Genomic DNA, 21,014 nt, shown 5'->3' on the forward strand with positions numbered 1-21,014 from the left:
CGTTTCGCTCTCGTCCCGTCAATCGCCTTCACTGCGCCGTGACACCCCCTTGGAACCGGCCTCGGGCTGACCAATTCAAGGGCGTCACCGCGGGCGCTCCGCGGTCCCCGAAGCCGCCCGGGCAGTGGCGGCCGGAAGAATGATGGAGACAGAGAGATGAAGACATTCGCAGCGCTCGCCGCAGCCAGCCTGATGGCGGCCCCGGCCTTCGCCGGCGGCATGGCCGAACCCGTCCAGAAACCGGCTCCGGTGGCGCCGGCGCCGGTGGCGATGCCGGCCGGCCATGACTGGACCGGCGGCTATGTCGGCGCCCAGCTCGGCTATTCCAACGTCAACGGCACCGGCGGCAACGGCGCCATCGGCGGCGTCCATGCCGGCTATCTCTACGATTTCGGCAACTGGGTCGCGGGCGGCGAACTGGCCTATGACACCAGCAACATCACCCTGGGCGGCGGCGGCAAGCTCGACCATGTCGCCCGGCTCGCCGTGAAGGCCGGCCCGGACCTGGGCAACGTCTTCCTCTACGGCACGCTGGGCGTCGCCTCGGCCAAGGCCACGGTCGGCGGCGCAAGCCACACCGACAACGGCTATTTCGCCGGTCTCGGCGCCGATTACGCGCTGAACAACCAGTGGACGCTGGGCGGCGAGGTGTTGGCCCACCGCTTCAAGAACTTCGGCGGCACCGGCACCGACCTCAAGCCGGTCACGGCCGAGGTCAAGGTCTCCTACCACTTCTGACCCCCTGCGGAAGTGGCGGACGGGCGGGCGGCTTCGGCCGCCCGTCCTATTTTCGGCGCGCGAAGGTCCGGCGCGGGGCGGGGAACTCAGCCCAGCATCTCGCGCAGCACCGCGGCGACGCACATGACATCGTCGCGGCTGCAGTCGAACTGGCCGACCTGGACCCGGATCACGAAGCGGCCGCCGGCCCTGGTCTGGGTCAGGTAGACTCGGCCGTCGTCGTTGATCCGCGCCAGCAGCGCCTCGGTCGCGGCATCGCCTTCGGTCAGGGCGAAGGTGAACAGCGACAGCGACGGCTCGGTGACGATCTCGACCCCGTCCATCGCCCGGATCACCTCGCACAGCTCGCGCGACCATGCGACATGGTTGCGGATCCGTTGGCGCAGGCCGCTCAGGCCGTAGGCGCGCAGCAGGAACCACAGCTTCAGCGCCCGGAAGCGGCGGCCCAGCGGCACCGTCCATTCGTTGAAATTGGTGATCTCCTCCTCGCCGATGGTCTCGAGATAGGTCGGCCGCAGCCCCAGGGTCCGGACCTGCGGCGTCGGATCGGCGAGGAACTGGACCGAGCAGTCGAACTGGGCGCCGAGCCACTTATGCGGGTTGAAGACGATCGAGTCGGCGCCGTCGACCCCGGCCCAGAGCGGGCGGAACTCGGGGCAGATCATCGCCGAGCCGGCCCAGGCGGCGTCGACATGGCTGTAGAGCCCCTCGGCCCGGGCGATGGCGAGGCAGTCGGCGATGCCGTCGAAGGCGCCGATCGAGGTGCCGCCGGCGCAAAGCACGACACCGATCGGCAGGTGGCCCGCCGCCTGGTCGGCCCGGATCGCCCCGGCCAGCGCGCCGGGCTTCATCGCGTTGGTGCTGTCGGTCGGCACCTTGACCAGGTTCTCCTGGCCGATGCCGGCGATCCGCGCCGCCTTGTCGACCGAGGAATGGGTCTCGGCGCTGGCGTAGAGCCGCAGCCGCGGCGCCCCCGACAGGCCCGCGCGCAGCCCGGCCCAGTCCAGCGCCCGCTCGCGCATCGTCAGCACCGCGCTCAGGGTGGCGGTGGTGGCGCTGTCGTGGATCGTGCCGGTGAAATGCTCGGCCAGCCCGAGCGCATCGCGCAGCCAGGCCATCATCACCTGCTCGACCTCGGTGACGGCGGGCGAGGTCTGCCACAGCATGCCCTGGGCGGCGATGGTATTGGCCAGTTGTTCGGCCAGCATCGAGGCCGGGGCGGCGTTGGCGGGGAAATAGGCGAAGAAGCGCGGGTGCTGCCAGTGGGTCAGCCCGGGCGGCACGATGCGCTCGAAATCGGCGAAGACGGTCTCCATGTCCTCGGGCTCTTCCGGCGCCGTCCCGGGCAGTTGCGCGGCGATCTCGCCGGGTTTGGTCCGCGCCCGCACCGGCCGGTCGCGCAGCCCGGCGTGATAGGCATGGCCCCAGTCGGCCGCCCGTTTCGACCAGTCGCGCAGATCGTCGTGATCCATGGCTTTCCCCTCATACCCCGGCGCCACTATGCAGCCGGCAGGTCGAAGGGCAAGCCCTCCCAGCCGTCCGCGCCGGGTCCGCGCGCCTCGTCCCGTTGGCCGTTCCAGGAGCGTGCACCACTCAGCTGTGCATTTCTGCCTACTTTCTGCTCATAAGTATCCTCGGGGGTGAATTCGCGCCCGAGGCGCGAAGAGGGGGCAGACAGCCCCCTCACTCCGCCCGCCACAGGCTCTCAGGGCAATTGCCGCTCGGCAAAGCCGGCCAGCCGCACCATCGCTTCCTCGAACAGCTCGTCGGCGATGGTCAGCGCCACCCGGACATGGCCCGCCGCCGCCGCGCCGAAGCTCTCGCCCGGCATCACCGCGATGCGCTCGGCCTCGAGCAGGGCGTTGGCGAATTCGTTGCCGCTCATCCCCGTCGCCCGGATGTCGAGCATGACATACATCGCGCCCGAGGAGGGGATCACGCGGATCGCGTTCGAGCCCTCCAGCACCCGCATCGCGATCTCGCGGCGGCGGCGGAACGGGGCGGCGATCCTCTCCTCGAATTCCGCGCCCTGGTTGAGCGCGAAGAGGGCGGCGTCCTGGATATAGGCGGGCACGCCATAGGTGGTGTTGGTGGCCAGGGTGTTGATCGCCTCGGCCACCTCTTCCGGCGCCACCACCCAGCCCAGGCGCGAGCCGGTCATGGCGTGGCTCTTCGACATCGAGCCGACGGCGATGGTGCGGTCGGCCATGCCGGGCAGGGCGCGCGGGCTGACATGCTGGCCCTGCCAGATCTGGGTGTCGTAGACCTCGTCCGAGATCAGCCACAGGTCGTGGGCGCGCACCGCCCGGGCGATGCCCTCCAGCGTGGCGCGGTCGTAGACGACGCCGGTCGGGTTGTTCGGCGTGTTGATCAGCAGCGTCTTCGCGCCCGCGGCCCGGGCGGAAATCTCGGCCTCCTGCGGCAGGAAGCTGTCGCGCGAATGGGTCGGCACGGCGACGGCATGGGCGCCGGTGGCGCGGATCGTGCCGGGATAGGTGGCGTAGTAGGGATCGCAATGCAGCGCCGTGTCGCCGGCATCGCACAGCGCCATGTGGGTCGCGAACAGCGCCGCCTGGCCGCCCGGCGTCACCACGACGTTGCGCCAGCTCGTCGCCACCCCGGTCCGCGCCTCGACCCGGTCCGCGATCGCGGCGCGCAGGGTCTGCTTGCCGGCCCCGAAGGCATAGCCGGTATTGCCGGCCATGGCGCTGCGATGCATCGCCTCGAGGATCGACGGGTCGGTGCGGATGTCGTGCTCGCCGATGGTCAGCGTCAGCACCCGCTCGCCGGCCTCGATCATCGCGCTGGTGCGATAGTAAATCTCCCAGCCGTCCGAGCCGCCGCCGGTGATGTGCCCGATCCGATCCGCAATCTTCATGTCCGTCTCCTTGCCTTGCGGCGGCACGCGACCACGAACCGGCGGCAATGGCAAGAGGGCGCGCGCCGGTTGAGGGCGGCGCCTCCGGCGGGAGTATTTGGACAAAGAAGAAGACCTGCCCGAAATCTTCTTTGCCGAAATACTCCGGGGTCCGGGGCAGCGCCCCAGCGCCTGCCGGCTCGCGCTCGCACGGGGCGCGAGAAACCATGTGGCCGGGGGCGCATTCCCGCTTGACCTCAAGTTCACTTGAGAAATTACACCCCTCTGCATCGATGCTTTGAAACCAAGGAGAGAGCGATGAGCGGGATGCTGGAACATGTGAACCTGACGGTGCGGGACCCGGAGGCGACGGCGGCCTTGATGGGGCGGCTGTTCGGCTGGTCCGTGCGCTGGTCGGGCACGGCGATCAACAATGGCCACACGGTGCATGTCGGCACCGGTGACCAGTACCTGGCGCTCTATACCGGGCCGGGCGGGGCCGGGGCGCAATTGCCGGCGCAGGACAGTTACAGCCAACTGGGCGGGCTCAACCATGTCGGAGTGGTGGTCGATGATCTCGACGCCGCCGAGGCCCGGGTCAAGGCCGAGGGTTTCGAGCCGGTCAACCATGCCGATTACGAGCCCGGCCGGCGGTTCTATTTCCGCGACGGCGACGGGGTCGAATACGAAATCGTCAGCTATGTCTGAGGCGGGGGGCATCATGGTCGAGCTGAGGATCGGTGCGCCGGCCTTCGGGCCGCGCGGCCCCGTCGAGACCCTGGTCGCGCGCTACGGTGCCTGGCGGGTGCTGGCGCTGACCGTGGCCGCGGCGCTGCGGGGCACGGCGTCGCGCGACAGGCAGCGGCCGGGACCGGGCCGGGCGCTGCCCGATCACCTGCGCCGCGACATCGGTCTTGGCCCGGAACCGCCGCCGGCGACCTGGCGCTACTGGGTGTGAGCGCGCCGGCGCTGCCTGTCCCCGTTTGGGGCTTGGCAGCGCCGGATTCCGCGGCTAGGGTCGCGGCCATGAAAACGAACGGCATCATCATCTGCTGCTGCATTACCGGCTGACATCGTCAGGCGGGCCGTTCCTCTGTTTCAAACCCAGATCGAACCTGATACGCCCGCCGGCGGAAGCGCGCGCGAGGAAGGGTCATGGTCGAGATCAGTCTCTACAACACGAAAACGCGGGCCAAGGAGCGATTCGAGCCGCTCGATCCCGACAATGTCCGGATGTATGTCTGCGGACCGACGGTCTATGACCGCGCCCATATCGGCAATGCCCGGCCCGTCGTCGTCTTCGACGTGCTGTTCCGGCTGCTGCGCCATGTCTACGGGCCGGACCACGTCACCTACGTCCGCAACTTCACCGATGTCGACGACAAGATCAACGCGCGGGCGGCCGAGATGGCGGCGGCGGGCGACAGCCGGCCGAAGGAAGAGATCATCCGCGCCCTGACCGACCAGACCATCGGCTGGTATCACGACGACATGGACGCGCTGGGCGCCCTGCGGCCGACCAGGGAGCCGCGCGCGACCGAGTGGATCGGCGCGATGATCGCGATGATCGAGGGGCTGATCGAGAGCGGCCATGCCTATGCCGCCGATGGCCATGTGTTGTTCGACGTGCGCTCGTACGAAAAATACGGGGCGCTGTCGGGGCGCTCGGTCGACGACATGATCGCCGGGGCGCGGGTCGAGGTGGCGCCCTACAAGCGCGACCCGATGGATTTCGTGCTGTGGAAGCCGTCGAGCGACGACCTCCCGGGCTGGGATTCGCCCTGGGGCCGGGGCCGGCCGGGCTGGCATATCGAATGCTCGGCGATGTCCTACGAATTGCTCGGCGCCACCTTCGACATCCATGGCGGCGGCATCGACCTGCAATTCCCGCATCACGAGAACGAGGTCGCGCAGAGTTGCTGCGCCCATCCCGAGGGCGGCTTCGCCCGGTTCTGGCTGCATAACGAGATGCTGCAGGTCGAGGGCAAGAAGATGTCCAAGAGCCTGGGCAATTTCTTTACCGTCCACGATCTGCTGACCGGCCATGACGGCCAGCCGCCGCTGCCGGGCGAGGTGGTGCGTTTCGTCTATCTCGGCACGCATTACTCCAAGCCGATGGACTGGACCGCCGAGAAAGCGCGCCAGGCCGAGGCGACGTTGCGCAAGTGGCGGGGGCTCGTCGCCGGGATCGACCCCGCCCCGAATCCGGCGCCCGAGGTGGTGGCGGCACTGGCCGACGACCTGAACACCGCGGGCGCCATCGCCGCGCTGCACCAGCTGGCTGGCAAGGGCGACGCGGCGGGGCTGAAGGCCTCGGCGGCGCTGCTGGGGCTGCTGGAGGATCGGATGGGGGATTGGGCAGAGCCGAGAGCTGATGCAGATCCTGTTCAGATTGCCATTGGCCATGTCTTGGATCGCTGGTTCGGGTATCGACGTGAACGAGACTTTGCGCGCGCCGACGCTTTGAGAAATGACGCGGCAGAAGTTGGGGTCGAATTCATTGTCAAAGCAGACAAGTCTCCGGGTGTTCGTTTCCGCGCGACTAGCTTGTCAGATGAAGAATACCTCGCGCAGATTAACGAGTTGGCCGAAAAGGAATATTAGAAATGCTTGGAGCAACAGAGGCGCGCCCCCGGCCCGAGGGTGGGGGCGAATTCGCCCCCGCCCTGGGGGGCGGGTCGGGGGCGAGCCGGATCGCAGGCGATCCGGAAGGACAGGTGTGTCATGGCTAAGGAACGCCTCTACCTCTACGACACCACCCTGCGCGACGGGCAGCAGACCCAGGGGGTCCAGTTCTCGACCCACGAGAAGCGCCAGATCGCCGAGCTGCTGGACGCGCTCGGCGTCGATTACATCGAGGGCGGCTGGCCCGGGGCCAACCCGACCGACAGCGAGTTCTTCGACACCCGCCCCGAGACCCGCGCCACCTTCACCGCCTTCGGCATGACGAAACGGGCCGGGCGCTCGGCCGGGAACGACGACGTGCTGGCGGCAGTGATGAACGCCGATACGCCGGCCGTCTGCCTGGTCGGCAAGACCCACGACTTCCACGTCACCGCCGCGCTCGGGGTGACGCTGGCGGAGAACCTCGAGAATATCGCGGCCTCCGTCGCCCATGTCGTCGCCCAGGGCCGCGAGGCGCTGTTCGATGCCGAGCATTTCTTCGACGGCTGGAAGGCGAACCGGGATTATGCGCTCGACTGCCTCCAAGCGGCCTATGAGGCCGGCGCGCGCTGGATCGTGCTCTGCGACACCAATGGCGGGACCCTGCCGGGCGAGCTGCGGGCAATCGTGCGCGAGGTGATCGTCGCCGGCATCCCGGGCGACCGGCTCGGCATCCATTGTCACAACGATACCGAGACGGCGGTGGCGGCCAGCCTGGCGGCGGTCGAGGAGGGCGTGCGCCAGGTCCAGGGCACGCTGAACGGGCTCGGCGAACGCTGCGGCAATGCCAACCTGACTGCGCTGATCCCGACGCTGCTGCTGAAAGAACCCTATGCCAGCCGGTTCGAGACCGGGGTCAGCCGCGACAGCCTGCACGGGCTGACCCGGGCGAGCCGGATGCTCGACGACATCCTCAACCGGGTGCCGCTGCGCGCCGCCGCCTATGTCGGCGCCTCGGCCTTCGCCCACAAGGCCGGGTTGCATGCCAGCGCCATCCTCAAGGACCCGACCACCTACGAGCATATCGACCCGACCCTCGTCGGCAACGAGCGCATCATCCCGATGTCGAACCAGGCCGGCCAGTCGAACCTGCGCGCCCGGCTCGCCGCGGCGGGGATCGAGGTGGCGCCGAAGGACCCGGCGCTGGGCCGCATCCTCGACCGGATCAAGGACCGCGAGGATCAGGGCTATGCCTATGACGGGGCGCAGGCCAGCTTCGAGCTGGTGGCGCGGGAGGAGCTCGGGCTCTTGCCGAAGTTCTTCGAGGTCAAGCGCTACCGGGTGACGGTCGAGCGGCGCAAGAACAAGCGCAACCAGACCGTCAGCCTGTCCGAGGCGGTCGTGGTGGTGAAGGTCGGCGACCGCAAGATGCTGTCGGTCTCTGAAAGCCTGGACGAAAGCGGCTCCGACCGCGGCCCGGTCAACGCGCTGGCCAAGGCGCTGGGCAAGGATCTCGGGCCCTACCAGGCGATGATCGACGACATGCGGCTGGTCGATTTCAAGGTCCGCATCACCCAGGGTGGCACCGAGGCCGTGACCCGCGTCATCATCGACAGCGAGGACGGCCAGGGCCGGCGCTGGTCGACCGTCGGGGTCTCGCCCAACATCGTCGACGCCTCGTTCGAGGCGCTGCTCGACGCGATCACCTGGAAACTGGTGCGCGACGGGGCGCAGGCGGCATGAGCTGGCTCTGGCGTCTCCTCGTCATCAGCGCCGCCGCCTTCGTCGGCACGCTGCTGGTTGCCCTTGGCCTGGTCGCCAGCGACCGGCCGATCGCCGATCCGCGGGCGCCGGCGGGCGAGGGGCTGGACTTCGCCGCGATGACCGGGCGCGACCAGGCCGGCCCGCCGCATCCGGTCGGCAGCTATGCCACCCGCGACGGCGGCGAGCTGGCGCTGCGGCGCTACCCGACCAGCCGGCGCGACCGGCCGCTGGTGGTGATGCTGCACGGCTCGGGCTGGTACGGGCTGGAATTCGACCCGCTGGCGCGCAGGCTGGCCGCGGCCGGGCTGGCCGATGTCGTGGTGCCCGACCTGCGCGGCCACGGTCCCTTCACCAAGACCCGCGGCGACGTCGCCTATGTCGGCCAGATGGAGGACGACATCGCCGATCTGATCGCGGCCGAGCGGCGGCCGGGACAGAAGGTGGTGCTGCTGGGTCATTCCTCGGGCGGCGGGCTGGCGATCCGCTTTGCCGGCGGCGAGTATCGTGACGAGATCGACGGGGAGATCCTGCTCGCCCCCTACCTGAAATACGACGCGCCGACGGCGCGGCCGAATTCCGGCGGCTGGACCCGGGTGCTGACCCGGCGGATCATCGGGCTGTCGATCCTCGACGGCTTCGGCATCCATGCGCTCGACGGTCTGACCGTGGTCCAGCTGCGCTTTCCCGCGGCCGTGCTCGACGGGCCGCTGGGGGCGAACGCGACGCGGAACTATTCCTGGCGGCTGCAGCAAACCTATGCGCCGCGGCCCGATTACCTGGCCGATGTCGCCAGGCTGCCGCGCTTCCTGCTGCTGGCCGGGACCGAGGACGAGGCCTTCGTCGCCGGTGCCTACCAGCCGACGATGTCGGCGGTGACCGACAAGGGGAGCTACAAGCTGATCCCGGGGGTCGGCCATCTGGGCATCGTCGACGATCCGCGCAGCTTCGACGCGATCAAGGCGTTTCTCGAGAACGGGCTGTGACCGACGCCTTCTTCACCCTCCATGACGGGCTCGAGCGCGAGGGGCCCGGCGACCGCGAGAGCCTCGACTGGGCGCTGGCCCTGGCAGCGCCGCCGCCCGACGCCTTCATGCTCGACGCGGGCTGCGGCCCGGGGGCCGACATCGCCAGGCTGCTGGCCCATGCGCCGCGGGGCCGGGTGCTGGCGATGGACCGCCACGCGCCCTTCGTCGCCCGGGTGCTGGAGCGGTTCTCCGGCGACGGCCGGGTCTGGGCGATGCGCGGCGACATGGCGGCGCCGCCGGGGCGCTACGACCTGATCTGGTGCGCCGGGGCGCTCTATTTCCTCGGCATCGAAAACGGGCTGCGGGGCTGGCGTCGGCACCTGGCGCCCGGCGGGCGGGTGGCGTTCTCGCAGCTCGCCTGGCAGGTTGCCGACCCCTCGGCGGAGGCGCGCGCCTTCTGGGCCAAGGCCTATCCCGAGATGACCGATGCCGCCGGCGTGCTGGCCGCGGTCGCGGCGGCGGGCTACCGGGTGCTGGGGCAATGCTGGCTGCCCGACGCGGCCTGGGAGGCGTATCTCGGCCCGCTCGACGCCCGCTGCGACGCACTGGCGCCAGGGGCGGCGGAGGACTTGCGGGCGGTGATCGCCGAGCAGCGGGCCGAGGCGGCGCTGTGGCGGGCGCATCGCGACGAATTCGGCTATCTGCAACTGGTCGTGGAGGCGGCATGACGATTGAGGCTTGCGCGCAACTGGTCGAACGCGGCGACCCGGACCGCCACGCGGTGACGCGGGCGGCGGCGCCGGCGGCGCAGGCGCGGCTGTGGCCGCTCTACGCGCTCAACCTCGAAGTGGCGCGGGCGCCCTGGGTGACGCAGGAGCCGATGATCGCCGAGATGCGGTTGCAATGGTGGCGCGAGGCGGTCGAGGAGATCGCCGCGGGCAAGGCGCCGCGGGCGCATGAGGTGGCGGCGCCGCTGGCCGCGGTGATGCGCGACGCCGCTTTGCCGGTGAAGCTGCTGGACGCGATGATCGCGGCGCGGCGCTGGGACATCTACCGCGATCCGTTCGACGACGCGGCGGCGTTGTTCGCCCATCTCGACGCGACGGCGGGCAACCTGATGTGGCTGGCGGCGCTGGCGCTGGGAGCTCCGGCCGCGGCCGAGGGGCCGGTGCGCGATTTCGCCCGCGGCGCCGGGCTGGCGGCCTGGCTGCGCGCAGTGCCGGAACTGGAGGCGCGCGGCCGGACACCCTTGCCCGACCCGGAGCCGCAGGCGGTGACGGCGCTGGCCCGCCAGGGGCTTGAAGATGTCGCCCGGGCAAGGGCCCGGCGGCGGCAGGTCCCGCGCGAGGCGCTGCCGGCGCTGCTGACCGGCTGGGAGGCCGGCGCGGTGCTGAAGCTGGCGGCACGGCAGCCGGAGCGGGTGGCGCGCGGCGCGCTCGGTCGGGCCGAGTTCGGCCGCCGCGGCGGTCTGATGCTGCGGGCCGTCAGCGGCCGGTGGTGACGCTGTCGGTGATGTTCTGGACTGAGAAGTAATACTTTGCCCGGCGCTTACGCCGGGCAGCGCCCGACCCGCCCCCCACGGGGCGGGCGCTTCACGCCCACCCTGCCGGGACGGGCGCTGCCCTTTGTGCTAGGTACGCCTGTTGCTGCAGGGGCCCGCACAGACCCTCACTCGTCCGCCGGCCGCATCACCAGCCAGATCAGCGCGCCGCCGGCGAGCACCAGGAACGGCACCATCGCCATGTTGACCGCCTGCCAGCCGGTCTGCGGCGTGCCGCCCGAGCAGTTCATCAGCCCGCCCGAGGCCAGCGAGGCCATGGTCACGCCGCCGAAGACGATCAGGTCGTTCATGCCCTGCATCCGGCCGCGCTCTTCCGGCGCGTGGGCCGAGGCCAGCATCGAGGTGGCGCCGATGAAGCCGAAGTTCCAGCCGACGCCGAGCAGGATCAGCGCGACGAAGAAATGGGTCAGGTCGACGCCCATCATCGCCACCACGCCGGCGGCGGCGACGATCACCAGCCCGGTGGCGATCACCTTCTCGACGCCGAAACGGGCGATGACATGGCCAGTGAAGAAGGACGGCACGAACATCGCCAGCACGTGGGCGGTGACGATATTGGCGGCGTCCGAGGTCTGGTAGCCGCAGCCGACCACGGCCAGCGGGGTCGAGGTCATCACCAGGTTCATCAGCGCGTAGGACACGGTGGCGCAGATCACGGCGACGGCGATCCGTGGCGTCGTGATAAGTTCGCGCCGCGACCGGCCCTTGGGGGCGTCATGCGCCGGCGGCTGCGGCTTGGGAATGTCGAGGAAGGCGAACAGCCAGATGCCGATCATGTTGACGGCGATGACGGCGAGATAGGTGCCGAGGAAGGGGATCACCATCGCCTGGGTCGTGACCTTGACCAGTTGCGGCCCGATCACCGCCGAGGCCAGCCCGCCGGCCATGACGTAGGAGATCGCCTTGGGCTGGAACTCCTCGCTGGCGGTGTCGGCGGCGGCGAAGCGGTAGAAGCCCTGGGCCGACATGTACATGCCGGTGAACAGCGCGCCGAGCAGGAAGATCGGGAACGAGCTGACATAGAGCGCGTAGGAGGAGATCACGGCCCCGGTCATCCCGCCCAGCGAGCCGAGCGCGAAGCCGGCGCGGCGGCCGAAACGCTGCATGAAGGCCGAAAGCGGCGTCGCCGACAGCATCGAGCCGATGACGATCAGCGAGATCGGCAGCGTCGCCAGGCAGGGATTGGGCGCCAGCGACTGGCCGGCCAGCCCGCCGATGGTGAAGTTCATCGGCATCTGGCTGCCCAGGAAGGCCTGGGCGAGCACCAGCACGGTGACATTGCGGCGGGCGCGGCTGTCGGTCGGGGCGGTCGTGGACATCGTCATGCGCTATCGGTAGTCGGAGCGCGCGGCGCTGCCAAGGGCGAAAGTATCGCGGGCGCGGCGTCATATCGGCGCCGTGCCCGGGGTTCCCGGCCCGGCGTTCAGGCCGCCTGCGCCACCACCGTGACCGGAATGTTCCACGGATCGCGCAGGGTCTCGCCCTCGGCCACGCCGATCTTCGCCCGGTGTCCGGCAGCGGCGGCCAGCGTCACTTCGGCCAGCCCGGTGGCCGCATCGGCGCGGATCGGGGCGCCGCGGCTGTTCCAGACATTGGTGCCGACATGGTGGTGGTAGCCGCCCGACGAGAAGAAACCGGCGCCGGGATAGTGCTGGGTGACGTCGAGCCCGAGGCGGCCGGTCCAGAATGCCTCGGCGGCGTCGAGGGCGCCGACCTGGAGGTGGACATGGCCGATGACGGTGCCCTCGGGGGCGCCGGTCCAGCGGCTCTCGATGCCCGCGATCAGGCCGGGCAGGTCGAGCGGCTCGGTCCCCATGGCGAGGCCGTCGCCCTTGCGCGGCCAGTCCGCGGGGGCGCGGTCGGCATAGACCTCGATGCCGTTGCCCTCGGGATCGGCAAGGTAGACCGCCTTGCTGACCCCGTGATCCGAGGCGCCCTGGATCGGGGTGCGGTTCTCGGCCAGCGCCCGCAGCCAGCGGCCGAGGTCGGCGTCCCCGAGCAGCAGAAAGGCGGTGTGGAACAGCCCGGCCTCCCGGGGATCGCGCTGCCGCGCCGCCGGGTCGCGGCGCAGCTCGATCAGGGGGCGCTCGCCGGCCCCCAGCAGCGCCGTCTCGCCGTCGCGCCGCAGCGGCGTCAGGCCGATCGTGCCGGCGTAGAAATCGGCGACCTTGTCGAGGTCGTTCACGGTCAGCGCGATGCGCGCGACGGTGAGGGGGGCGTCGTTGGGGGCCATTGCCGGGCTCCTTTCCGTCCGCGGCTCAGCGCAGCGGGGTGCGTTTCAGGACATAGGCGCCGTCGCCGAGCGCGGCGAGCGCGACCAGCACGAAGGCCCAGAAGGCGGGGTATTCCCAGCCGCCATGCGGGTTGGTGAACCAGAAGCCGGCGGGGCCGTGGACGGTGACGATGGCGCCCATCAGCACCGGGACCAGCGCGGCGGCGGCGACGCGCGGCCAGACCCCGAGGATCAGCGCCGCGGCGCCGAGCAGTTCCCACAGGATGGTGACATAGGCCAGCGTCGGCGGCAGGCCGAGCGAGGCGAAGAACTGGGCGGTGCCGGCGGGGGTGAAGACGAAGATCTTCAGTCCGGCATGGGCGAGGAACAGCGCCCCGGCGGCGAGCCGCAGCCCGAAGATGGCATAGGGCGCGAGGGCGGTGTCGACATGGCCCTCGGTGCGGGCCGGCGCGGTCTGGGACGAAGCGAATGACATGGGATTTCCTTCCTGTCGCGACTGATGACGGGAAAATAGATTGCATTCGAACCGATGATTATCCGGCCTGATGCCAGATGACTTCTTCCGGAATGGAAGAAATCTCAGCCACCCCGAAGCGGCCCCTGGCGAAAATGTGCGGCGAGATGGTCGATCAGCAGCCGCACCCGCGCCGGCAGGTGACGGCTGGCGGGATAGACGGCGGAGAGCGGCGGCGGCTCGGGCTCGCGGGCGGCGAGCAGCTTCACCAGCTCACCGGCGCGCAGCGCCTCGGCGGCGACGAAGGCGGGGCTGCGGGCGATGCCCAGCCCGGCCCTGGCCGCCGCGATCGCCGCCTCGGCGTTGGAAAAGCACAGCCGGCCGGAAACCGAGACCGTCTCGCCGCCGGCGAAGCTCCAGCGCCGGGGCTCGGGGAAATTGCTGTCGAGGATGCAGGCGTGGCCGGCCAGTTCGGCCGGGGTTCCGGGCGCCGGGTGGTCGGCAAGGTAGCCCGGCGCCGCCACGGTGACGATGTCGATCGGGCACAGCTTGCGGGCGACCAGGGTGCTGTCGCGCGGCGCGGCGATGCGCAGGGCGAGGTCGAAATTGCCGTCGATCAGGCCGACGAGCCGGTCGGAAAACACCACGTCCAGCTCGATCCCCGGATAGCGCCCGGCGAATTGGGCCAGCACCGGCGCCAGCACCAGCGTGCCGAAGGTGACCGGCACCGACAGCCGGATGCGGCCATGCGGCGTCGCGGCGGTGCTTTTCAGCGAGGCGTCGAGCTCGTCGAGCGAGTCGAGGATCGGCCTGATCCTGGCGTGGTAGTCGCGCCCGGCCTCGGTCAGGGCCAGTGCCCGGGTCGAGCGGACCAGCAGTTGCACGCCCAGCCTCTCCTCCAGCCGCGCCACCAGTTTCGAGGCCTGGCCCGAGCTGGTGCCCAGGCGGGCGGCGGCGGCCGAGAAGCTGCCCAGCTCGACCACGGTCACGAACATCCGGTCACAGCTCAGGCGGTCCATCGGCGTCTCCGTTGCGGCCGGGCCATGTTTGCCGACCGGAGGCCGGGAGACAAGCGGGGGCCCTCAAACGGGGAGGCCGCTGCCCGCAAGTCTTCACCTCGCCCGTGGCTTCGCGCCCAGACGCGGGGCGCGGGCGCGGGCGAGCTGCCGCGTCTCGGCTTCGGTCAACAGCACGCGGGCGCGGTCGGGGTCGCCATCCGCGCGCCGCAGCGCCGAGGCCCAGGCGCGCGAGGCCGAGCGCGCGGACCATGGCAGCACCGCCTGTGCCAGCCAGGCGCGGAGCGGCGGCGGCAGGCGGTCGTAGGCGGCCATCGGATTGCCGTGCCGCTTGCTCTTGCGGACCGGTGTCGCGCCCAGATTGGCGCCGCTCATGCCGCGGCGGGCGCGCTGCGCCAGACCGGGAACGGATCGGGCAGGTCGCGCGGCTCGGGGCTCTCGGCCCCGGCGACCAGGGCGGCGTCCAGCGCCGCGGTGATCGCCCGGCGGTCCAGCCCCGAACCGATGAAGACCAGCTCCTGCCGCCGGTCGCCCCAGGGCTCCTGCCAGTGCCGGCCGAGGTAGGCCCGCGCCGCCGCGTGGTCGGGGCGGTGCTCGGGCGGGACGGTGGCCCACCACTTGCCCATCGGGCGCACCGTGCTGATCGCGCCGGCCAGCGAGAACTCCGCCAGCCAGTCGGGCCGGGTCGCGATCCAGAAATGCCCCTTGGCGCGGATCACGCCGGGCAGGGGCCCGTTCAGCACCTCATGCACCTTCTGCGGATCGAACGGGGCGCGCGCGCGGTAGACGAAGGAAGAGATGCCGTATTCCTCGGTCTCCGGCACATGCTCGGCGAAGCCGTAGAGCTCCTTGGCCCAGAGCGGGTGTTCATGCGCGCTCTCGAAGTCGAACAGACCGGTGTCCAGGATCGCCTGCGCCGGGACGCGGCCGAAATCGGTCTCGATCAGGCGGGCGTCGGGGTTGAGGGCGGTGACGATCTTGCGCGCCGCGTCGAGCCGCTCCGGGCCCGCCACCGTGGCCTTGTTCAGCACCACCACGTCGGCGAACTCGATCTGATCGACCAGCAGGTCGACGAGGGTGCGGTCGTCCTCCTCGCCAAGGCTCTCGCCGCGGTCGGCGAGGAAATCGTGGCTGGAGAAATCCGTCAGCAGGTTCGCCGCGTCGACCACCGTCACCATCGTGTCGAGCCGCGCGATATCCGAGAGCGAGGCCCCGGTCTCGTCGCGGAACTCGAAGGTGGCGGCGACGGGCAGCGGTTCCGAGATGCCGGTCGATTCGATCAGCAGGTAGTCGAAGCGGCCCGCTTCGGCGAGGCGGCGGACCTCGGTCAGAAGATCCTCGCGCAGGGTGCAGCAGATGCAGCCGTTGGTCATCTCGACCAGCTTCTCGTCGCTCTGTGACAGTTCCGCGCCGCCTTCGCGGACCAGGTCGGCGTCGATGTTCACCTCGGACATGTCGTTGACGATGACCGCGACGCGGCGGCCCTCGCGATTGTTCAGGACGTCGTTCAGAAGCGTCGTCTTCCCGGCGCCGAGGAAGCCGGAAAGGATGGTGACGGGCAGGCGGGGATCGGCGGGCATCGAGGGTCTCCAAGGAAATATGATGTGATAACGTTACATGGCGGGGTGGCGACTTCAAGCCCCTCCGCTGCGCGAAATCGCCGGATCGGCGTCGGCGGCGCAGGAGGAAGCCCGATCGCCAGCCTGCTTCCGCCGCTGCAATTGCCCTGCATGCCGAAGGTGTTGCTGATCTCCTCCCCGGTCGCGCCGGGCGCCGGGGGGCTGCTTGCGGCCTGGCCGGCCGGCTGCCGCTATTCCGTGGCCGCCACCGGCTCGAGCGCGTCATATCCCTTGACCCGGTAGATCAGGAACGAGACCGTCCAGGCGGCGATGAAGACCCCGATGATGACGAAGCCGAGATCGTTGAAATTCTCGTTCAGCCCGCCGATCAGGTCCCAGAAGCCGCCGCTGAGGCCAAGCTTGTCCGACAGCAGCCCGAGCGCCTCGATCCCGCCGATCAGCATCGCGACGAGCACCGAGACCAGCGTGATGCAGAGGTTGTAGTAGAGCTTGCGCACCGGTCTCAGGAAAGCCCATTCGTAGGCGCCGAGCATCAGGATGCCGTCGGTCGTATCGACCAGCGACATGCCGGCGGCGAAGAGCATGGGGAAGACCAGCACCGCCCAGAGCGACACCCCCTGCGAGGCCTGGCTGGCCGAGATGCCCAGCAGGCTGACCTCGGTCGCGGTGTCGAAGCCGAGGCCGAAGAGGAAGCCGAGCGGCAGCATCCACAGCGGGGTCGACACCAGCCGGAAGAGCGGCCGGAACAGCCGCGCCAGCAGGCCGCGGTTGTTCAGCAGCATGTCGAGATCCTCCTCGACATAGGGTTGGCCGCGGCGGACCTTGCGGAACGCCGCCCAGACACCGCGCAGGATGACGATGTTCATCGCCGCGATGACGAACAGGAAGGTGGCCGAGACCAGCGTCGAGACGATGCCGCCGACATCGCGCCAGGCGGCGAAATGGCCATGCTGCAGCGCCATCGCCGCGGCGGCGACGGCGGCGGCGACGATCAGCACCACCGAGGAATGGCCGAGCGCGAAGAAGAGGCCGATGGAGACGGGCCGTTCGCCATCCTGCATCAGCTTGCGGGTGACGTTGTCGATCGCGGCGATGTGGTCGGCATCGACCGCGTGGCGCAGGCCGAAGCCCCAGGCGACGAGACCGGTTCCCAGCAGCAGCGGCTGGGCGTGGAAGGCGACGAAGGCCCAGAGCCAGGCGAGGAGGTTGAAAAGCGCAAGGATGACGTAGATGCCGATGACGCGCTTGCGGAGGCCCCGCAGATGTGGATCGGAGCGAGATGTGGTGTCGGACATGGATGCTTCCCGAGCGTTGGCCGTCTCCACAACCAGGCCGGGGCGCCTGTGACGACCCCTGCACACCGGAAACACCCCGCCCGATGCGGCTGCGCAGACCATGGGTGACGGCAGGTCTCCTGACTCGCGGGTCTCTGCCTCGCGCCTGCCTTCCCGGTTTCCCAGTGGCACCTTCGGCGCAGGCTCTCCGCCTACAGTTGCGGGGGCAGCCGCGGCCTTGGGCGCAGGCCCGCACCGCGTTCCCTTTTGATCCCCGAAGGGAACCATCACCCGATCATTGCTACGGAGGCGGAGGTCTTCGGGCAATGCCATGCGCGCATCGCGCGCCCTCACATTCGGGTCATCGCGCCGGGCTTGGCGCTCCCGGGCCGGTCTTCGCGTCGCGTCGGGGAAGGGTGACGAAGAACGGCGCCTCACGCCCCTGTCTCGGCAACGAGGCGGCCATCTGCCAGCGTCAGCGCCCGCGGGGCGATGCGGGCGCGGAAGCGCGGGTCGTGGCTGACCAGCAGGATCGCCTGCGGCAGCGCGGCGAGGATCTCGGCCAGCCGCGCCTCGTTCTCGGTGTCGAGCGCATTGGTGGGTTCGTCCAGCAGCAGCACCTCGGGCTCCATCGCCAGCACGGTGGCCAAAGTCACCAGCCGCTTTTCGCCGCCCGACAGGTGATGGGTGACGCGGTCGCGCAGATGGGCCAGCGCGAGCTCGCCAAGCACCCGGTCGATGATCGCCAGCGCCTCGGCGCGCGACTTGCCCAGGTTCAGCGGGCCGAAGGCGATGTCCTCGGCGACGGTGGGGCAGAAGAGCTGGTCGTCGGGATCCTGGAAGACGAGGCCGACGCGGCGCCGGACCTCGCGGAAATCGGCCTCGGCGCGGCGGACCTTTCCGAAGGCCCGGACGCTGCCCCGCGCTGGGGCGAGCAGCCCGACGATCATTCGCAGCAGGGTGGACTTGCCCGCGCCGTTGGGCCCGGTCAGCGCCAGCCGCTCGCCCGGTTCCAGGCGCAGCGCCGCGCCGCGCAGCACCGGGGCGGCGCCGGGATAGGCGAAATGGATGTCGTCGAGCTCAATGAGCGCCATGCAGGTCCACTCCGATCGGAAGGGCGAGAAGGGCCATGACGCCGGCCGCGAACAGCAGGTCCGCCGGCCGCAGCGCGAAGCTGTCGAGCATCGGCAACCGGCCCTGGAAGCCACGGCATTTCATCGCGTCGAGGATGCGTTCCGAACGTTCCAGCGCCCGCACCAGCATCATCCCGACAAGGTAGCCGAGGCTGCGCCAGGTGTGCAGGTTCGTGCCGGGGCGGAAGCCGCGCACCCTCATCGAGACGCGCAGCCGGGCGTATTCGTCGCGCAGCACGTCGACATAGCGGATGGTGAACATCATCAGGTGCACCAGCCGCTCGGGCACCCGGAGCGCGTGCAGCGCATGGCCCAGCGTCGCGGGTTCCATCGAGCCGACCAGCGCCATCAGCGCCAGGATCACCGCATTGGCCGTCAGGGCGATGGCGGCGGCCTGGCGCAGGCCGTCCCAGCTGGCGGACCAGCCGAGAAGGGTGAAGGCTGCGGGGCCGGGCACGGTGAAGGGCAGCAGGAGCAGCATGAACAGGATGAAGCCGTCCATCCCCGCCATCCGCTTCAACGTCCGGCGCGGCGGCAGGCCCGAGAGCGCGAGCAGCACCAGGGCTGCAGCCAGCGCCAGCACCAGCGCCGGGAGGCTTGTCAGGGCGACGGTCTCCAGTGCGAAGGCGACCGCCAGCGCGACCCGCAGCCGCGGATCGCGCGCCGGGATAAGCCCGTCCCCGACGGCGGGCACGGTGTCGCCGAGCGCGGGCCGGGGGCCGAGCCGGTGCGCCACGGCCTAGGCCGCCATCCGCCGCCGGGCGGCGACGTAGAAGCCGACGCCGAACAGGCCGATGATATAGCCGATGCCGCCAAGGATCGTCTGCAGGCTGTTGTGTTCCTTGTAGGCGTCGATCTCCCGGCGCAGCGGGCGGACCTCGTCGCGCACCATCCTGGCCAGCGCGAAGCGGTCGTCGGCGCTCAGCCGCATCACCCCGCCAGCGGTCCCGCCAGCAGTCCCGGCCGCCGTGCCGTCGCTCTGCGCGGTGCCGCCGCCGGCATCCTCGGCCTTCGCCGCCGTCGCCTCGGCCTGGTAGGCGAGCACCTGCTTCACCTCGTCGAGCGGCATGGTGGCAGTGGCGACATGCCCGGCGCCGAGATCGGAATGGAAGACATGCGGCACCGGCTTCGAGGGGCTGAAGCTGAAGGTGCCGTCGCCGGAGGTCGTCGCCTCGCCCAGGGCATTGCCGTCGGGATCGGTGATCGTGACCCTGGCGTTCTTCGCCATGTCGCCGTTGGAAAAGCCGATCTCGCCCTCGATCGTCGTGCCCGAAGGGTAGACCGAGGCCAGCACCTTGTGGGCCAGCGCGGCGACGGGGCTGACCGCGATCAGCGCAACGAGTGTCAGGATGCGGACCATGCGGGCTCCTCCGTGAGCGTGGTGAAGAGTTCGGGCTTGACCTTGCGGATCAGGGCGACGGCGGCGGCGGTCAGGAAGGCCTCGATCACCATGATCGGGATATGGGCGAAGAAGACGAGCCTGGCGGCCGGGAGGAAGCGATCGCCCGACAGCGCCAGCGCGGCGCCGACGCAGATCGTCGTCGCGGCGATGGCGAAGGCGCCGCCGATCCCGGCCCAGACCGGGCCCATCGGCCCCGGCGCGCGGGCGATGAGGGGGCTGAAGATCAGCCCCGCCAGCAGCGCCGGGAAGGCGATGTCGAAAGTGTTGACGCCGAGCACCGTGACGCCGCCGAAGCCGAAGAACACCGCCTGCAGCAAGAGCGCCACAAAGAGCGCCGGGAAGGCCGCCCAGCCGAGCACCAGCCCGGCAAGGCCGTTGAGGATGAGATGGACCGACGAGGGCCCGATCGGGACATGGACCAGAGAAGCCACGAAGAAGGTGGCGGACAGGACGCCTGCCGCCGGGATCTTTTCCATCGGCAGGCGTTTCAGCCCGATCGCGATGCCGCCCGCGCTCAGCACCGCGCCGGCGGCCAGCACCGGCGCGGTCAGCGCGCCGTCAACGATATGCATCGGCCCGCCCTCACTTCATGTCCCAGGCGCGGATCCAGATCACCGCGTCCTGGCTCAGTTCCTTGCCCTTGAACCTCCGCTGCGGGCCGACGCCGAGCGCGGCGAAGCCCCAGAACCCGGCCCTGGGCACGCCGAAGGTGAAATAGCCGTTCTCGTCCGAGGTCACGACCAGCGCGCCGCCGGGCAGGGGGGCCGTGGTCGGCTCGGTCGTGGCGAAGGCCTTCAGGTCGGGCGCGGCGGCGAGGTATTCGACCTCGATCTCGGCCCCGGCGACGGGCTTGCCGGCGGACAGGACACGGCCGGTGAAGGTCGCGCCCGCGGGGATGTTGTAGGGCTTGTCAAGCGGCACGATCTCGGCCGGCAGGCCCACGGGCTTGTTCCAGTCGGTGGGGAAGGCGCCGCGGTTGAGGAAGCTCTTCGCGATCTGCTGGATGTAGATTTCCTCGGTTTCCTCGTAATAGGGCGCGGGCACCGTCACCAGCACGTAGTCGCCCGCGCGCTTGACCGGCACGCTGCCCTGCCAGGCGTCGGCTGCGTTCTCGGCCCCCCTGAACCGGCGCGGCGTGAGCGTCGCCTCGAGGTCGATCCTCTTGCCGCGGTTGATGGCGAAGAACTGTTCGGGCTTGGCCATGTTCATGGCCTGGCCGTTCTCGAACGGATGCCAGAAGATCAGCCCCACCGCGACGTCGCCCGGATGTTCGATCATCGTCTCGGGGCTGAAGAGCAGCTGGAAATGCGCGCGCGCCGGCAAGGGCGCCAGCGCGGGCAGAAGCGCCAGCACGCCAGTGGCGAGAAGGGAGGGAAGTTTCATGTCGTCTCTCATCGGTCTGCGCAGCCCGGGCCGCGATTGGCAACGAGGAC

22 protein-coding genes and 1 riboswitch are annotated in these 21,014 nt (G+C 70.2%); of the genes, 8 read left to right on the plus strand and 14 right to left on the minus strand.

Features of this window, described 5'->3' with window-relative positions; all coding sequences use genetic code 11:
- Positions 1 to 156: 156 nt before the first annotated feature.
- A complete protein-coding gene (locus ACFOES_RS13240) occupies positions 157 to 738 on the plus strand; it encodes an outer membrane protein (RefSeq protein ID WP_377833772.1) in 582 nt (193 codons plus the stop codon).
- 86 nt (positions 739 to 824) lie between these two features.
- Here ACFOES_RS13240 and ACFOES_RS13245 read toward each other — a convergent pair whose 3' ends face one another.
- Positions 825 to 2,210 carry a pyridoxal phosphate-dependent decarboxylase family protein gene (locus ACFOES_RS13245; protein WP_377833773.1) on the minus strand — a complete coding sequence of 462 codons (1,386 nt, stop codon included), beginning with the start codon at positions 2,208 to 2,210 and terminating at the stop codon, positions 825 to 827.
- A 233-nt stretch (positions 2,211 to 2,443) separates the two neighbouring features.
- On the minus strand, positions 2,444 to 3,616 hold the full coding sequence (locus ACFOES_RS13250; RefSeq protein ID WP_377833774.1) for a pyridoxal phosphate-dependent aminotransferase: 1,173 nt from the start codon (positions 3,614 to 3,616) through the stop codon (positions 2,444 to 2,446).
- 297 nt (positions 3,617 to 3,913) lie between these two features.
- On the opposite strand from ACFOES_RS13250, the gene ACFOES_RS13255 reads away from it, so the two are divergent.
- The 7 genes from ACFOES_RS13255 (at position 3,914) to ACFOES_RS13285 (ending at position 10,429) form a co-directional block, all read left to right on the plus strand.
- A complete protein-coding gene (locus ACFOES_RS13255; protein ID WP_377833775.1) occupies positions 3,914 to 4,303 on the plus strand; it encodes a VOC family protein in 390 nt (129 codons plus the stop codon).
- 13 nt (positions 4,304 to 4,316) lie between these two features.
- Positions 4,317 to 4,553, plus strand: a complete 237-nt coding sequence (locus ACFOES_RS13260; RefSeq protein ID WP_377833776.1) for a hypothetical protein — start codon at positions 4,317 to 4,319, stop codon at positions 4,551 to 4,553.
- Between the two features lie 197 nt (positions 4,554 to 4,750).
- Positions 4,751 to 6,199, plus strand: coding sequence for a cysteine--tRNA ligase (gene cysS / locus ACFOES_RS13265; protein WP_377833777.1), 1,449 nt, complete (start codon positions 4,751 to 4,753; stop codon positions 6,197 to 6,199).
- A 120-nt stretch (positions 6,200 to 6,319) separates the two neighbouring features.
- Entirely contained in the window at positions 6,320 to 7,942 is a 1,623-nt protein-coding gene (cimA, locus tag ACFOES_RS13270) for a citramalate synthase (protein WP_377833778.1), read from the plus strand.
- Positions 7,939 to 8,946, plus strand: a complete 1,008-nt coding sequence (locus ACFOES_RS13275; RefSeq protein ID WP_377833779.1) for an alpha/beta hydrolase — start codon at positions 7,939 to 7,941, stop codon at positions 8,944 to 8,946. The genes cimA and ACFOES_RS13275 overlap by 4 nt, the downstream gene beginning before the upstream one ends.
- The gene (locus tag ACFOES_RS13280; protein WP_377833780.1) at positions 8,943 to 9,656 is read left to right on the plus strand and encodes a class I SAM-dependent methyltransferase; all 714 of its coding nucleotides are present in this window, start codon (positions 8,943 to 8,945) and stop codon (positions 9,654 to 9,656) included. The genes ACFOES_RS13275 and ACFOES_RS13280 overlap by 4 nt, the downstream gene beginning before the upstream one ends.
- Entirely contained in the window at positions 9,653 to 10,429 is a 777-nt protein-coding gene (locus ACFOES_RS13285; protein WP_377833781.1) for a squalene/phytoene synthase family protein, read from the plus strand. Before ACFOES_RS13280 ends, ACFOES_RS13285 begins: the two co-directional genes overlap by 4 nt.
- A 167-nt stretch (positions 10,430 to 10,596) precedes the next feature.
- On the opposite strand, the gene ACFOES_RS13290 is transcribed toward ACFOES_RS13285, so the two are convergent.
- The 12 genes from ACFOES_RS13290 to ACFOES_RS13345 all read right to left on the minus strand — a co-directional run bounded on the left by ACFOES_RS13290 (position 10,597) and on the right by ACFOES_RS13345 (position 20,964).
- The gene (locus tag ACFOES_RS13290; protein ID WP_377833782.1) at positions 10,597 to 11,814 is read right to left on the minus strand and encodes an MFS transporter; all 1,218 of its coding nucleotides are present in this window, start codon (positions 11,812 to 11,814) and stop codon (positions 10,597 to 10,599) included.
- A 98-nt stretch (positions 11,815 to 11,912) separates the two neighbouring features.
- Complete coding sequence (locus ACFOES_RS13295; protein ID WP_377833783.1) at positions 11,913 to 12,722, minus strand: VOC family protein; 810 nt, start codon at positions 12,720 to 12,722, stop codon at positions 11,913 to 11,915.
- 25 nt (positions 12,723 to 12,747) lie between these two features.
- On the minus strand, positions 12,748 to 13,197 hold the full coding sequence (locus tag ACFOES_RS13300; protein WP_377833784.1) for a DoxX family protein: 450 nt from the start codon (positions 13,195 to 13,197) through the stop codon (positions 12,748 to 12,750).
- A gap of 104 nt (positions 13,198 to 13,301) precedes the next feature.
- A complete protein-coding gene (locus ACFOES_RS13305) occupies positions 13,302 to 14,195 on the minus strand; it encodes a LysR family transcriptional regulator (protein ID WP_377833785.1) in 894 nt (297 codons plus the stop codon).
- 93 nt (positions 14,196 to 14,288) lie between these two features.
- Positions 14,289 to 14,567, minus strand: a complete 279-nt coding sequence (locus ACFOES_RS13310) for a DUF6525 family protein (RefSeq protein WP_377833786.1) — start codon at positions 14,565 to 14,567, stop codon at positions 14,289 to 14,291.
- A complete protein-coding gene (locus tag ACFOES_RS13315) occupies positions 14,564 to 15,772 on the minus strand; it encodes a GTP-binding protein (RefSeq protein ID WP_377833787.1) in 1,209 nt (402 codons plus the stop codon). The genes ACFOES_RS13310 and ACFOES_RS13315 overlap by 4 nt, the downstream gene beginning before the upstream one ends.
- 230 nt (positions 15,773 to 16,002) lie before the next feature.
- On the minus strand, positions 16,003 to 17,067 hold the full coding sequence (locus ACFOES_RS13320) for a HoxN/HupN/NixA family nickel/cobalt transporter (protein WP_377833788.1): 1,065 nt from the start codon (positions 17,065 to 17,067) through the stop codon (positions 16,003 to 16,005).
- 92 nt (positions 17,068 to 17,159) lie between these two features.
- A riboswitch (cobalamin riboswitch) is annotated at positions 17,160 to 17,350 on the minus strand.
- Between the two features lie 130 nt (positions 17,351 to 17,480).
- Complete coding sequence (locus tag ACFOES_RS13325) at positions 17,481 to 18,140, minus strand: energy-coupling factor ABC transporter ATP-binding protein (RefSeq protein ID WP_377833789.1); 660 nt, start codon at positions 18,138 to 18,140, stop codon at positions 17,481 to 17,483.
- Entirely contained in the window at positions 18,127 to 18,915 is a 789-nt protein-coding gene (gene cbiQ / locus ACFOES_RS13330) for a cobalt ECF transporter T component CbiQ (protein ID WP_377833790.1), read from the minus strand. Before cbiQ ends, ACFOES_RS13325 begins: the two co-directional genes overlap by 14 nt.
- Positions 18,916 to 18,918: 3 nt before the next feature.
- Positions 18,919 to 19,539: a cobalt ABC transporter permease gene (locus ACFOES_RS13335; protein WP_377833791.1), complete on the minus strand. Its 621-nt coding sequence runs from the start codon at positions 19,537 to 19,539 to the stop codon at positions 18,919 to 18,921.
- Positions 19,524 to 20,153, minus strand: a complete 630-nt coding sequence (gene cbiM, locus ACFOES_RS13340; protein ID WP_377833792.1) for a cobalt transporter CbiM — start codon at positions 20,151 to 20,153, stop codon at positions 19,524 to 19,526. Before cbiM ends, ACFOES_RS13335 begins: the two co-directional genes overlap by 16 nt.
- A 10-nt stretch (positions 20,154 to 20,163) precedes the next feature.
- Entirely contained in the window at positions 20,164 to 20,964 is an 801-nt protein-coding gene (locus tag ACFOES_RS13345; RefSeq protein WP_377833793.1) for a DUF4198 domain-containing protein, read from the minus strand.
- Positions 20,965 to 21,014 lie beyond the last annotated feature (50 nt).

Origin of the sequence: Acidimangrovimonas pyrenivorans (assembly GCF_042643245.1) — a bacterium.
Lineage (GTDB): Bacteria > Pseudomonadota > Alphaproteobacteria > Rhodobacterales > Rhodobacteraceae > Acidimangrovimonas > Acidimangrovimonas pyrenivorans.